The organism is Hyphomonas sp. ske169 (genome assembly GCF_056850855.1).
In genome coordinates, this window is record NZ_CP096146.1 from 2,827,637 (window position 1) to 2,840,969 (window position 13,333).

Annotated in this window: 13 protein-coding genes; 10 read left to right on the top strand and 3 right to left on the bottom strand. The window is 54.4% G+C overall.

Annotation, left to right across the window (positions count from 1 at the left end; all coding sequences use genetic code 11):
* Nucleotides 1-59: 59 nt before the first annotated feature.
* The 3 genes from MY069_RS13835 (at nt 60) to MY069_RS13845 (ending at nt 3,648) form a co-directional block, all read left to right on the top strand.
* A complete protein-coding gene (locus MY069_RS13835) occupies nt 60-1,253 on the top strand; it encodes an acetylornithine transaminase (protein WP_482794372.1) in 1,194 nt (397 codons plus the stop codon).
* 119 nt (nt 1,254-1,372) lie between these two features.
* Complete coding sequence (locus MY069_RS13840; protein ID WP_482796712.1) at nt 1,373-1,930, top strand: LemA family protein; 558 nt, start codon at nt 1,373-1,375, stop codon at nt 1,928-1,930.
* Nucleotides 1,927-3,648, top strand: coding sequence for a DUF2207 domain-containing protein (locus MY069_RS13845; protein WP_482794373.1), 1,722 nt, complete (start codon nt 1,927-1,929; stop codon nt 3,646-3,648). Before MY069_RS13840 ends, MY069_RS13845 begins: the two co-directional genes overlap by 4 nt.
* An 11-nt stretch (nt 3,649-3,659) precedes the next feature.
* Here MY069_RS13845 and MY069_RS13850 read toward each other — a convergent pair whose 3' ends face one another.
* A complete protein-coding gene (locus tag MY069_RS13850; protein WP_482794374.1) occupies nt 3,660-4,316 on the bottom strand; it encodes a hypothetical protein in 657 nt (218 codons plus the stop codon).
* Between the two features lie 245 nt (nt 4,317-4,561).
* Here MY069_RS13850 and MY069_RS13855 point away from each other — a divergent pair, with 245 nt between their 5' ends.
* Genes MY069_RS13855 through MY069_RS13865 form a run of 3 tightly spaced genes read left to right on the top strand, consistent with a single transcriptional unit; the run spans nt 4,562 to nt 8,072 of the window.
* On the top strand, nt 4,562-5,200 hold the full coding sequence (locus tag MY069_RS13855; RefSeq protein ID WP_482794375.1) for an SAM-dependent methyltransferase: 639 nt from the start codon (nt 4,562-4,564) through the stop codon (nt 5,198-5,200).
* Entirely contained in the window at nt 5,197-6,264 is a 1,068-nt protein-coding gene (locus MY069_RS13860) for a glycosyltransferase (RefSeq protein ID WP_482794376.1), read from the top strand. The genes MY069_RS13855 and MY069_RS13860 overlap by 4 nt, the downstream gene beginning before the upstream one ends.
* Entirely contained in the window at nt 6,261-8,072 is a 1,812-nt protein-coding gene (locus MY069_RS13865) for a hypothetical protein (RefSeq protein ID WP_482794377.1), read from the top strand. Before MY069_RS13860 ends, MY069_RS13865 begins: the two co-directional genes overlap by 4 nt.
* 82 nt (nt 8,073-8,154) lie before the next feature.
* Here MY069_RS13865 and MY069_RS13870 read toward each other — a convergent pair whose 3' ends face one another.
* Nucleotides 8,155-9,165, bottom strand: a complete 1,011-nt coding sequence (locus MY069_RS13870; protein WP_482794378.1) for a hypothetical protein — start codon at nt 9,163-9,165, stop codon at nt 8,155-8,157.
* A 116-nt stretch (nt 9,166-9,281) separates the two neighbouring features.
* Here MY069_RS13870 and MY069_RS13875 point away from each other — a divergent pair, with 116 nt between their 5' ends.
* Nucleotides 9,282-10,511, top strand: a complete 1,230-nt coding sequence (locus MY069_RS13875) for a sensor histidine kinase (protein ID WP_482794379.1) — start codon at nt 9,282-9,284, stop codon at nt 10,509-10,511.
* Between the two features lie 13 nt (nt 10,512-10,524).
* Here the strand turns inward: MY069_RS13875 and MY069_RS13880 are convergent, their stop codons facing one another.
* Nucleotides 10,525-10,719 (bottom strand): hypothetical protein, encoded by a 195-nt coding sequence (locus MY069_RS13880; protein WP_482794380.1) that lies wholly within the window; start codon nt 10,717-10,719, stop codon nt 10,525-10,527.
* 80 nt (nt 10,720-10,799) lie between these two features.
* Here MY069_RS13880 and MY069_RS13885 point away from each other — a divergent pair, with 80 nt between their 5' ends.
* The 3 genes from MY069_RS13885 (at nt 10,800) to MY069_RS13895 (ending at nt 13,275) form a co-directional block, all read left to right on the top strand.
* Nucleotides 10,800-11,150: a DUF1491 family protein gene (locus tag MY069_RS13885; RefSeq protein ID WP_482794381.1), complete on the top strand. Its 351-nt coding sequence runs from the start codon at nt 10,800-10,802 to the stop codon at nt 11,148-11,150.
* A gap of 65 nt (nt 11,151-11,215) precedes the next feature.
* Nucleotides 11,216-11,569 (top strand): hypothetical protein, encoded by a 354-nt coding sequence (locus tag MY069_RS13890; RefSeq protein WP_482794382.1) that lies wholly within the window; start codon nt 11,216-11,218, stop codon nt 11,567-11,569.
* Between the two features lie 104 nt (nt 11,570-11,673).
* Entirely contained in the window at nt 11,674-13,275 is a 1,602-nt protein-coding gene (locus MY069_RS13895) for a peptide chain release factor 3 (protein WP_482794383.1), read from the top strand.
* Nucleotides 13,276-13,333 lie beyond the last annotated feature (58 nt).

A 13,333-nucleotide genomic window follows, 5' to 3' on the forward strand; every position in this document is an offset into this window, starting at 1 on the left:
GCTGGCAGAGCGTCCTGAAAGGCGAAAACGCCAATAATCGTTTCAGACAGGAGCAAAACATGTCCGATCCACGTCAGCACATCATGCCGGTATACCGTCCTCCAGAAGAAGCATTTGAGCGTGGCGAGGGGGTTCGCCTGATCACCGAGGAGGGTAAATCCTATCTCGACTTCGTCGCCGGGATTGCGGTGAGTGCATTAGGTCACTCGCATCCAGCGATGGTCGACGCGCTGAAAGCTCAATCTGAAAAGCTTTGGCACACCTCGAACATGTTCAGGGTTCCGGCTGGCGAAGAGCTTGCCCGGAAAATGTGTGAGCGCTTGCCATTTGCTGATCGCGTCTTTTTCACCAATTCTGGCACCGAGGCGATTGAATGCGCACTCAAAACCGCCCGCAAGTATCATTGGGCGAATGATGATGCCGACCGCTATGAGATCGTCACCTTCACGGGCGCGTTTCACGGCCGGTCGCTCGGCGCGATCAATGCGGGCGGCAACCCGAAATATCTAGAAGGCTTTGGCCCGCCGCTGCCTGGCTTTAAGCAAGTTGAGTTTGGCGATCATGAGGCTCTTGATGCGGCAGTGACGGACAAGACGGCTGCGGTCTTGGTTGAGCCTGTACAAGGCGAGGGCGGCGTCCGCGCGATCCCTGAATCTTGTCTCACCGACATGCGGAAACTGTGCGATGAGCGTGGCGCCTTGCTGATTTATGACGAAGTTCAGTGCGGCATGGGCCGGACCGGCAAACTCTTCGCGCATGAATGGGCGACCGAAGCTGAACCCGACATTATGTGCGTCGCCAAAGGCGTTGGTGGCGGCTTCCCATTCGGGGCTTGTTTGACAACTGAAGCGGCCGGCGCTGTCATGCAGCCCGGCAGCCACGGCTCAACCTATGGCGGCAACCCGCTCGCAATGGCGGTCGGAAATGTTGTCTGGGATATCATCTCTGATGAAGCGTTTTTGGAGAATGTGCGCCGCGTGTCTGGTACGGTTGCGCAGGGGCTGAAATCGCTCGCTGACAGCCACCCTGACAAGGTCGATGGCGTAACGGGCAAAGGCCTGCTGACCGGACTGCGATTGAAGGCCTTGCCGAAACCTGTCCAGAACGCTTGTCGTGAAACCGGCCTGCTGGTTGGCGTAGCGGGAAACAATGTTCTGCGTTTGGCGCCGCCGCTGATTATCGAAGATTCTGATGTCCGTGAGGCGGTATCGATAATGGACGCGGCGCTCGGCAGCTGGGAAGTCGCAAGCTAAGCGAGGTTCAGCTTTAATCAGCCTCGTTTTCCTGGGTTTTGCTTCATTCGCGCGCAATCTTGCCTTAAGGTTGCGTTGCGTCTTCGATAACCAATGCAGAGGGGGCTGTTTTGACAGCAATTTATATAAGCGTCGGCATAGCAATTGTGCTGGTGGCCGCCCTGATCATCTTGTTCAACCAATTGGTGGGCAAACGGAATATGGTGAACAATGGCTGGGCGGACATTGATGTCCAGCTCAAGCGACGCGCGGACCTCATCCCGCAATTGGTGACCACGGTTCAGGCCTATGCCAGCCATGAGCGGCAGCTGTTTGAAGACGTCATCATGCGCCGCAATGCAGCGTTGCAAGCTGGAGACAACCCCAGCGAGCGCGGCAATAAGGAAAGCGCGCTCGGCGCGCCGGTTGGTCGGCTTATGGCGCTTGCGGAAGACTATCCTGACTTGAAAGCGAACGAGAATTTCAAAGAGCTCCAAGACGAACTGTCGGAAACCGAGAATAAAATCGAAATGGCGCGACGCTTCTATAATGGTGCGGTGCGCGAGATGAATGTCGCGGTGGAGAGTTTCCCTGGCAATCTCGTCGCCGGAATGTTTGGGTTTGCGCGGCGCCACTTTTTTGAAATCACACTGGCCGATCGTGCGGTTCCCTCACTGGATATCGGGCCAAGCGAATGATGCACCTTCGACTGTTGCTGGTCGCGATCGGGCTAATTTGTTCGTTTTACCTGAGCGCGGAAGCGCAAGAAGAGATTCGAAACTTTGATGTAGAGATTGAGGTCCAGGAAAACGGCGACATCTATGTCACCGAAACGATCGCGATAAATGTCGAAGGTCGCGAGATTCGGCGCGGCATTCTGCGCGATCTCCCGGCCTTTTATAAGGATGATGAAACCGGCGGAAATCTACCCTATCGCTACAAAATTCTGAGCGTTCGCAAGGACGGCCAAAAAGAGCCTTATCAACGCGAGCGAGAGGGCTATGCGGTAAGTTTGCGGATTGGCCATGAAGATCGCTATTTGGACTACCGCGAGCATGTGTATGAAATCCGCTATCGCGTGAAAAACCAGATCCACTATTTGGATAATCAGGACGAGCTCTATTGGAACGTCACGGGCAATTATTGGGTGTTCCCAATCAATTCTGCGACGGCGCGAGTGACCTTGCCGGACGGTGCGCAGATCACCGAGACCAATATCTATACAGGCGGGCTTGGTGAGGCTGAGCGCAACGCAACTTATCGCCAGATGGGCGATACGCATGTCTTCGAAACGACTGAGGCGCTGAAGGCGCGAGAGGGGCTGACCATTTCGATTGGCCTGGAAAAGGGCGTGATCGATCCGCCGTCCTTGTCGGATCAAGGCTGGCTCTGGTGGGCGCGCAATGGCTCTCTAACGGCGCTACTTTTGTCTTTTGGTGGGTTGCTCATGTTCTATTATCGCAGTTTCGACCGCGTTGGGCGTGACCCGGTCAAAGGCCCCGTCTTCCCGCAATACGAACCGCCGGAAGGCTATTCGCCGGCCGCAGCGCATCACATCTATTATCGCACCCTGAACGGGCATGATGGGCTCATCGCCAGCCTGATGTATCTCGCTTCTAACGGCCTGATGCGGATTGAGGTCGATAAGGACAATAAGAAAAAGACCACACTAACCAAAGCAGGAGCTTCATCATTGCCAAGCATGGCGCCTGAAATGGCCGGCCTGTTTGAAGACGTTTTCGACGGTGGTGACCGGGTAAAACTTGGTGAAAAATATGATGCAGATTTCACCGCGGCGTATGAACAGTTTAAAACAACAGTCACGGATCGCTATGGCAGTGCCTATTTCAAGTGGAACCCGATCTATGTGATCTTGGGAGGGGCATTGTCTGTTTTTGCGATCCTGTTCGCCATTTTGCAGCATTCGTATTGGACCTGGTGGCACACGCTGGCCATTCTCGCTTTGCTCGGCCTGAATGGGCTGTTCATGTATTTGATGCCTGCGCCGACGCGGCGGGGCCAAAAAGTTCGGACCCATTTGGAAGGGTTCAGGCTCTACATGGACAAGGCCGAGAAGCTGCAGCTGAATTCTGTCGAGGTCGGCAGCGACGCCCCGCCGCCGATGACGGTTGAGCGCTACGAGAGATTCTTGCCTTACGCGGTTGCGCTCGGGGTAGAAAAGCCCTGGACCAAGCATTTCGAGCGTTTGATCCCTGACGCGGCCAAAGCCTATGATCCCAGCTGGACAAATGTCAGCGCGCGAACCTTTGGCTCGATGGGTGGAATGACCAAATCCATGGTGTCGGGCATGAGTTCTGGCGTCTCAACCGCGATGCCGCAAAGCTCAAGCTCAGGGGGCGGCGGGGGCGGCTTCTCTGGTGGCGGTGGCGGCGGAGGTGGCGGCGGCGGCTGGTAACTACCGGTATTTTAAGCGATTTTATCCAGCACCCATGTCGCGCCGCTGGCGCGAACTTTGAATCCGTTCTCTTCCGCAAAGCCATTGACGGCCTCTTGCATCGGGTGGCCGAGCGAGGCGCCCCAGGTCCAATCATCTCCGCAAAGTTTAGCATTGGGAAAACACTCATAAGCCGCATTGAGATTGATGCGGTCTTTTGCCGAGTCGATATAGATGATGTCAGGTTCGACGCCGAGATCCCGGATTTCGAAAAGCGCCTCTGGGGCGTGGCCTCGATAGGGGTGAAAGCGGTCGCCAAAGACGCTCAGATTGGCCAATGCAGACGCGTAAAATCCGTGCTCGACAGTGCTCTCGATAAAGGCATCGATATCATCAATGTATCGGAAGCAAGACGTGTTGATCTCGCGATAACGAGTGAGGTCCGCACGTGCATTATAGGCGTCCGACCAAGTGTCGACCCCGATCACGTGCAACTCGTCGGAATGACCTAACCACTCATAGCAGGAGCCGCCGAGATAGACGCCAACTTCCAGCAGAAGTTTGGCATTGTTTTCGTCAATGAGTTGTTGGACCGCATGCCGCCCGCCACCGTCCAAGGTGTAGCGATATGGCGCAATGCCCTCGATGTTTGGCCGCGTTTGGGTGGCGTCGAGTTTTTCGAGGGACATGGGCAAATGTCATTGTCTGGGGCTGCACGGGTTTCGTCGCGTATCGTGAATTGAGACGCCAGGCAAACGAATTCTTTTGGCAAACAATTCAAAGTATTCGTTATTTATAAAAGTACGTGTTGACCTGAGTTGATTTTGCATACTACTGGCGAAAATTATGAATATGCTTTCTTGGTGCCGTGTATTCTGTATCAAGCGGAAGCATTCAGATTAGTGGATTTGTGTGGTGTCAAAAAGGGTCTGTCATGCTCACCAAGCCAACCGATTGGGATGAGTATTATGCGAAGCCAGCCTCTACCGCGCGGTTCACACGCAAAATAAGTGAGCGCAAAATCATCAATCTGATGCGAACTTATTGCCGAACAGAACATCCAGAAATCGCTGAGCTTGGGGGCGCCAATAGCTGCTTTGTCGATGCGGTATGTGAGCAAATGGAACCGCAAACTTATGTGGCGATTGACAACAATGCGTATGGTATTGGCTTACTCAATCAGCGGTTCGAAAACTCCAGCCTGGTCACCGGTCAACTCCAAGATGCGCTCGAGATCTCATCTCCCGAGCGCCGGTTCGACATCGTTTATAGTGTTGGCCTAATTGAACATTTCAATTTGGAGAACACTGCCAGGTGCACACAGTCCCACTTTGAGCTTTGCAAACCAGGCGGCATCGTCCTGATCACATTTCCAACGCCGACTCTATTATATCGCGTGTTGCGCGGAGTGATTGAGCTTGCTGGGCAATGGAAGTTTCACGATGAGCGGCCATTGGGTTTCAATGAAGTCCAAGCCGCCGCGCGAGATTACGGAGACTTGGTCCATAGCTCTATCAATTGGTTGATCGGTCTAACCCAAGGCTATCTGGTCTACAGAAAAGTAGACGCGTGAGCTGCCTTCTCATCATTCCTGCCTATGAGCCGGACGCAAGTTTGATTGAAATCGTTTCGGAGACGATGACCTTGGCTCAATCACGCGCAATTGCGCTGGAGATCTTAGTCATCAATGACGGATCTTCACCTGATCGTGCCGTGATCTTTGAGCAGCTGGAACAGCTCGAAACGGTCACGGTTCTCACTCAATCTCCTAATCAAGGCAAAGGCGCGGCGCTGAAGTTTGGGTTTGGCTATGCTTTGGAACAATCGGTGGAGCGGGTGTCTTTTGTTGTCACCGCGGATGCGGACGGCCAACATTTGCCCAAAGACATCCTGAATGTCGCGGCGCGGTCACGTGAAACCCAAACCACAGTTTTGGGGGTCCGGAGGTTTGATAGATCGGTCCCGCTTCGCAGTCGATTCGGCAATGTTCTGACAAGGCAATTGTTTCGATTAATCCATGGGGTCGATGTTCAGGATACCCAGACCGGCTTGCGCGCGATCCGCCGCGAAGACCTCCGCTTGATCAGCGATATCGCTTACAACCGCTACGAATATGAAATCGAAATGCTCACTGCGCTCATGCATGCCCGAGCTGTAGAGCAAGTTGAAATTACGACGGTTTACGAGCCGGGAAATCCCACCTCTCACTTCAATCCCGTTGTAGATTCAGCGCGAGTTTACTGGGTCTTGCTTCGGTACATTTTGATCACGCTGATGGTGTCGCTGTGTGAAGCGATCCTCGTAGTCGTCCTCACCGCGCTCGACGCCACAATCCTAACGACACTGGTCCTGGCACGAGCCGTGTCGGTGGTTTTGTTTTTCACGATTGCCCGATCGGTGGTGTTTAATTCGTCGGGGGATTTTGCCAACCAAGCGCTCTATTACATTCTGCTCGTCTGCGTGAATCTTGCGTTTCTCTACGGATTTGTTTGGTTCGCAGAAACCCAGCTCGATGTCCCAAGAATTGTCGCGGCCCTGATCGGAAACACGTTCTTCTTTTCGATCAATTTCGTCGTCCAGCGGAACTTCATTTTCTTCGATAAAGCGCCATCCAGTGGGAAAGGAACCAAACCGTGATTTTTGGAGGCCTATTAGGGGTATGGTTGGTTTTGTGCGGCGCAGGCAGCGTCTGGTTTGCCCGCTCTGACGCGCCCGCATCCCCGGCGATCATTGGCGTTTTTAGCGCTGCCTCCATCGCCGTCGCTTATGTGTTCTCGACGCTTTGGTGGATGAATTTTGGACCACTCTCTTTTGGTATACTGATCTGGCTCGCGCTCATTCTGATCACCGCAAATTTCGTCTTTCTAAATCGGTCGCCGAAACAGGTAGAGCTGTCATTGGGCACGCTCCTATTGGCCGGGTTTTGTGTGGCCGCTTTGTTGTGGGTCCTCAAGGCAGATTCCCGCCAGCATTTCGGATTTGATACTTGGGATGCGGTTGTCTCGTGGAACCGTTGGGCGAATGAGCTGCTGATTGGGCGATACGCGCCGTATCCAAATCCATATCCCATTCTTTGGCCGACGCTTTGGTCGGTGATCTATGCCGCGCAAGGTGCGGAGCCCTGGCAGGTTTTGAGCAAAAATCTGCACCTCATCTTGATTGTGTTGGCGAGCCTCGTGAGTTGGGAGCTTTGGCGTCGGCGCAAAGCGGCTGCGGCTTTAGTCTTTGCTGGAGGGCTTTTGCTTGGCACGGGAGAGATCCTGCACAAATTCACCTGGGGCTATATGGACCAGCCTGTCGCGCTCCTGATCGCAGCCGGTGTGGCGTCCCTATTTTTGACCAAGGACGAATCCAAAACCACGAGTGAAGACCGGCTCATCTGGTTATTGCCCTTCTTTTTGTTCGGGATTGCAGCGGTCACGAAACAGGCGGGCTGGCCGCTCGTTGTCCTCGGTCTGATCGTTGCCGCGTACGACTATTTTAATGGGCGAATAGACTGGAAAAACCTATTCTTAGCCATCTCAGGGTTGGTGATACCCGTCCTGGTTTTTGCGGTTTTCTTTTCGGGTTATCAACATGCCGTTATGGGGACGGGATCTCAGATCGAAGGATTGATCTCACTTAGCGCGCGCCGAACTGAAATTGATGATATTTGGAGCCGCGGGCTCGCTCTATTCCTGTCAGTCGACAATCTCGCCGATTTTGTACGTTTGGCGAGCTTGGGCTTGATGACGATCGCGATCTTCTTCTTGCGCGGTCGAGAGCGGTTGATCGTGGCTTTGATCGCTCTCGTCGCCATCGCAGGCTCGATTGGGACGGGCATTTGCTGCAGCTATGATGATCGCAATTCAGGTTGGTTGTTCTCGCTATCGGTAGCGGGGCTTGCGGGTGCGACCGCGTCGAAGAACTGGCCGGATCGATTGAAACAAACTGGTCTTTGGAGGCCTGTATCAGCGTCATTTGAGACATGGAAAACGCGACTCCTGAAAACCCGCTGGAGCTTGGACCGGCGCGTGTTTGCCGTCTTCATTCCGTTCGCGCTGGTTAGCGCAGCGGTGATTGAAACCGGCAGTCGAGACTACATACTTGCGTCCGAAAACGTCATGAACAATTTGGGCGGACATGTAGGGGCGAATGCGCTGCGCGCGGACATCGAGCGAACGGAAGGCTGCCGGACGATCTTCTCGGCTCATGACATGGTTCGTCAGAATCCGATTGTCGCTGCGTACAAAGCAGATTTCAAAGGCGGCCGAGATCTGAAATGGTACCTGCGCAGCGGAAAAGCGATTGATCCCAATTGTCAGACCTATTGGTATTTTAAACCTGGCCTTCTTCCGCAGGCCGCGCAGGAAGACAAAGAATTGCTGACTAGGCTCATTCAAGACGGGCAGGTGATTCAGTTGGGTGGTTATGCTTATCGTGTTCGCCCCGGCGCGAGTTGGTAAAATAGCAAAACGCCCATAGCGGTTAGGCCATGGGCGTTTGGAATTTGGGTGGTCTTGGTCTTTGAAACGGGCCTAAACGGCCTTACCCAGAGACTTTCCCGATACATTTACCGATATCTGAGAGCGCATGCTCGCCGATACAGAAGGGCACTTCATAATGTTTGTGGGCGGCAGCAACGCATTGCTGCAGGTTCAAGTTTGCCATGTTGAGGCAGGCTTGGGTTTCACGTTCGCTCATTGCTTGACGCATAGAGCCAGCCACGCTCGGGTCAGCGTTCAAGACGCGATAGGCAGCAAGTGTCGTGATCCGATCGGCGATTGGTTCTTTGCCGCGCGCGATACGGTTTGATTGGCCGAAGCTCGTCACCGCAGATGGCACACGGATGGTGCTGGCCGCGCCTGAAACACTCTCCCAAACCGATGGAGCGCCCGATTGACCTGCTTGAGACAATACGGTGCTGATCTCTGGCGCGTGCATGGCCTGAACTAGGCTGCCGCGGGCGGGGATGCCGGTTTGCGTCGATGCAAACAGACTGGTCGCTTTCGCTTTAGAGTTGCCAAGTCGGCCTTTGGCCCAGCCTGAGCCTTGGAGGCTGTAAGCTTGTTCTTTGACGAATGCTGCGGCGCCGATCAGTCGGCTGCTATCGGCTTTCACGGCCGTCAGCGCTTGATTGACCGCGGCATTGCCGCCGCTCAATGTGCGTGCATAGCGAATGTCGTTCTGCATGCCGCTCATCAGCATGTCCCGGCCATAATAGCCTTCGATATCAAGCACGGCAGCACGGAATTCTGGGTTCTGGGCCGCGACCAAAGCGGAATAGGCCATCCACCCTTGGGTAAGCTGTTCTGGATTGTGTCCGCCCAAATTGTTGAGCGAATCTTCGATATCGCCAGCAGATGAGAAGCCGTTCGATTTTACGTCGGTGACGTCCCCTTGATACGTCGCATAGAGCGCTGCGGCTTTTGCGAGCGGATCCGATTGCGGCGCGGTGGCCGATACTTTTTGGGGTGCTGGCGTGACAAGTTGAGCTGTCGCTTGTAGACTCAAGCCAGCAATTACGATGGCAGCCGAAATTGCGGTTTTAATGGTCATGAAAAGCTCCCTCACTCTACGACCCCGACCCTGGCCCATCTTTTGCGTCGCGCATAGACCAGCGTCTGATGAATTTTGGATTCTGACGGATAATTTAATGAATCCATATCGTGAAAATGCCTAACAGACCTGACCATTCCGTTAAGACAAAGCCGATTGATCGAGAATATTCGATTAACTCTTTCGTTATGGCGATCGGGTCGGCGGTCGCGGGAATTGGGGCGCTGACTGTAATATTGTCTGGGAGTCTCATCGGGATTTGGCTGGGCGCGAGCCTGTTAACCGCGCTGATCATCCTGCAACTGATTGCATTGTTACAGCGCTCTGGGACGGAACCGACGAATATTGAAGTCGCTCCTTCGCTTTCGACCATTGAGGTTGTGACCGAAAATGATCCAATCCTAGTTCTTAGTGTCTCAAAACAGGGGCGCATTCGGGCTTATCAGGGACACGCTGACTATGTTCCAGGGTTGAAGGTCGGCAAAATATTAGAAGAAATCCTGCCGCAATTTGAGGCGAAGACCCAGTCAAACTTGTCCCTTGTGACTGGCGCCTTCTCTGTTTTCCGTTGGCCATCAAGCGCAGGCGAAATCGTGCTCTTAACCCCTCAAATTGAAGATCGTTCGGACGCAAAATCCGAAGTGTTGGAACGCACACAATTCTTCGCCAGCCTAGGGCATGATCTGAAGAGTCCGCTGAATGGAATTATAGGCTTTGCAGACATTATGGATGCGGAATTACGCGGACCTCTGCCAGATGCTTACAAGGATTATCCGTCTCTGATCCGCGAAAGCGGCGACACGCTTATGCGGTTGGTCGAGGACATTCTCGGCTATGCCAAAGCCGAAGCTGGAACTTATGAATTAGATGTTTCCCCCCTTGATGTTGCGGCAAGCGGTGAGAGTGTTTTCCGCCAATCCGAAGGGATTGCTGAATTGTCAGGTGTCACACTCAAACTGCGAAGCGAAGGTGAGGTTATGGCGCTGGCGGATGCGGGGGCGGTGCGGCGGATTTGGGATAATCTGGTCTCGAACGCGATTAAATATTCGGCGCGCGGTGATACGGTGACCATGCGCGCGTTTGAGAAAAATGGCATGTGCGTCTTAAGTGTCCGCGACACAGGGGCGGGCATGGACGCCGAAGATCTTGCGCGGATTGCTCGACCATTCGCGCAAGGGCGAAATGCCAAAGGTCGGGCAGGCACCGGCTTGGGGCTCGCAATGGTTCAGAGGTTGGCTGAATTGCAGTCAGGACAGGTGCGGATCGAAACAATGCCGGGTCAGGGCACGCAAGTTATGGTCACGCTCCCTGCTTTATCAGCGGCGCAGAAGCGCGCGGCAGAATAAGAGCTGCAGGTCTTTAGTCTGACCTGATGTCCCAGATAATTGCCGCAGCCGCGCCGATCATGATCACACTCAAAAATGTGACAAGTGGCCAGGTGAAGACGACTGATTGAGCTTCAGCGATGAGACGCGGCTGAGCTGCAACGCTCGCGCAGGTCAGGACCAATGAGACAGAGAGGATCAGTCCTTTAAGCAGCGCGGACTTGTTCATTTTAGCGCGATCCATCAGGGTAAACAAAACATCAACAAGAAAGCGCAATGCAATCCTAATGCCGAAAGACTTGGTTGGTCATGTTTGAAGAACGATTGCATACAAAACTCTGGGTCGATGCACTGATCCGGCGCGCCCAATTAGAGGGCGCCTCCGCCTTCATTCTACAGAGTGGCGATGAGGAGCGTGGCGATCTGGTTATAAAGGTGGCTGATTTGAGCGGCGGCGCTCGAATTTATGTCCCCCGAACCTCGATGGAGGGGACTCGGGTTTTTGTCGACCTTGAGAGCCAAGAGGTTGGTCCAGACGAAGCCAGCGCAGACGCTTATATCGAACGCGTTCGGAGCCGCGATCGTGATCTTTGGGTGATTGAAATTGAAGATCGTAGCGCTCGGCACTTCATCACCGAGCCTATCGAATACCCGTCATAATCGGCGTCTGTAACGCTTCATTAACCGTAATTAACCGACATGGACCCTGAACTAAGGGGTGGACCATGTTGTTTCTGCTGAATGACAAGGTGATTGAGATACCAGCGCCGGAAGCGCATTTGCTGGAACGCTGGCGTGAGATTGGCTGCGGCGACCCGCGGCAATTGCGGGCCCACGACGCTGTCGAGCATGCTGCCAACCGTTACCAAGAATTGCTCGAGACACAATCCGAGGATGATCGTGAATTGCTCGCGGACATCGCCGCTCTGATCATCGCGAAAACCGGCGCGAATAGTTTGATCCTCAAGCCCACGGCGTCTGGCAGCGTCGAGCCTCATTTGCGGGACATTCCGCCTCTGGTCTTAGAGACCTATCAACGCGGCGCGGCGAATGATCAGGGCGAACGTATCCGCGCCTGAGATCCCCAAACTTACGTCCGGTTTCTGGTTTCCGCAGACACATGCGTTGAAGCCCTCCGCAAAACCGCCTAGATCGCGCTTTGGAATTTTTTGAGGCGAATATTATGTCCATGTCATTGTCAGAACAGGCAGATCGTCGCCGAACCTTTGCGATCATCTCTCACCCCGATGCCGGGAAGACGACGCTTACGGAAAACCTGCTCTTGGCTGGCGGTGCGATCCGTATGGCGGGCGAAGTGGCTGCGCGCGGAGAACGTCGCAGGACGACCTCGGACTGGATGAAGATTGAACGCGATCGCGGGATCTCCGTTAGCGCCTCTGTGATGACCTTTGAGTTTCGCGGCAATGTCTACAATTTGCTCGACACGCCAGGCCACGAAGACTTCTCTGAAGACACCTATCGAACGCTGACCGCTGCAGATTGCGCGATCATGGTGCTCGACGCCGCCAAAGGGATCGAGCCACAAACGCTGAAACTGTTTGAAGTGTGCCGCCTGCGCGACATTCCGATTGTGACCTTCATCAATAAAATGGACCGCGAAGCGCTCGACCCACTTGAACTGCTCGATCAGATCCAGGATCAGCTGCAACTCGATTGTGCCCCTCTCTATTGGCCGGCCGCCTCGGGACGGCGGTTTGGCGGCATGGTGGATCTGCGCACCGGCGATTTTCTACATTATTCCAAAAAGACGGCTGATGAGGGCCTAACACCTGGCGAGTCGGCGCGGGTGGAGTTGGACGCCGTTCGCGACGATGTCGACCCCAGCGCGCTTGAAGAGTTGGAAGAGGGCAGCGAGATGGCTCGCGAAATGCTGCCTGAGATCAGCAAACAAGCCTTTCTAGAGGGGCATATGACGCCGGTCGTGTTTGGGACAGCCTTGCGCCACTTTGGAGTCGGCGAACTGCTCGCGGTCTTAGAAGAATTCGCACCGGCCCCGCGTCCCCAAACCTGTCAAAAGAAAGATCAGAACCACACTCTGGAACGCGGCGACAAAGGCGTGGCGGGCTTTGTGTTTAAGATCCAAGCGAACATGGACCCCAATCACCGGGATCGGGTTGCCTTCTTTCGGCTCTGTTCAGGCGAGTTTAAACGAGGCATGCGCCTCAAGACAGCCGAAGGTAAGCAGATCAATGTCCATAACCCGCTGATGTTTCTGGCGCAGGATCGCGAGATCGCTGAGACCGCTTATGCAGGCGATGTGATTGGTGTGCCGAACCATGGCCAACTCCGCGTCGGAGATAGTCTTTCTGAGACCGGCGATATCCGGTTTGCTGGCATCCCCAACTTCGCGCCTGAAATCTTGCGCCGCGCACGCACAATCGACCCGATGAAAGCCAAGCATTTGCGCAAAGCGCTCGAGAGCCTGGCAGAAGAGGGCGTGACCCAATTGTTCAAGCCAAGCATTGGGTCAGACATGATTGTTGGCGCGGTCGGTGCGCTGCAGATTGAGGTGATGGCTGAGCGCATGACCAATGAATATGGCCTCGACGTCGTGTTCGAAGCGGCGCCTTACAATGTTGCGCGCTGGATCCATTGCGATGATGAGGCGGTCCTTCGGGCGTTTTTGGATAAGAACAAGTCAGCCTCCGGCACAGATCTAGATGATGCGCCGGTCTATTTGGCAAAGAATGCCTGGGACGTCGGATACGCGCAAGAAAAGAACCCAGAGTTGCGATTCACCGCGACCAAAGAGCGTTCGAACTAGCGCAGCTTCCGGCGTTTGATGTGACATTGCAGCCAGCGTATGGCGCTCTCATTCAATG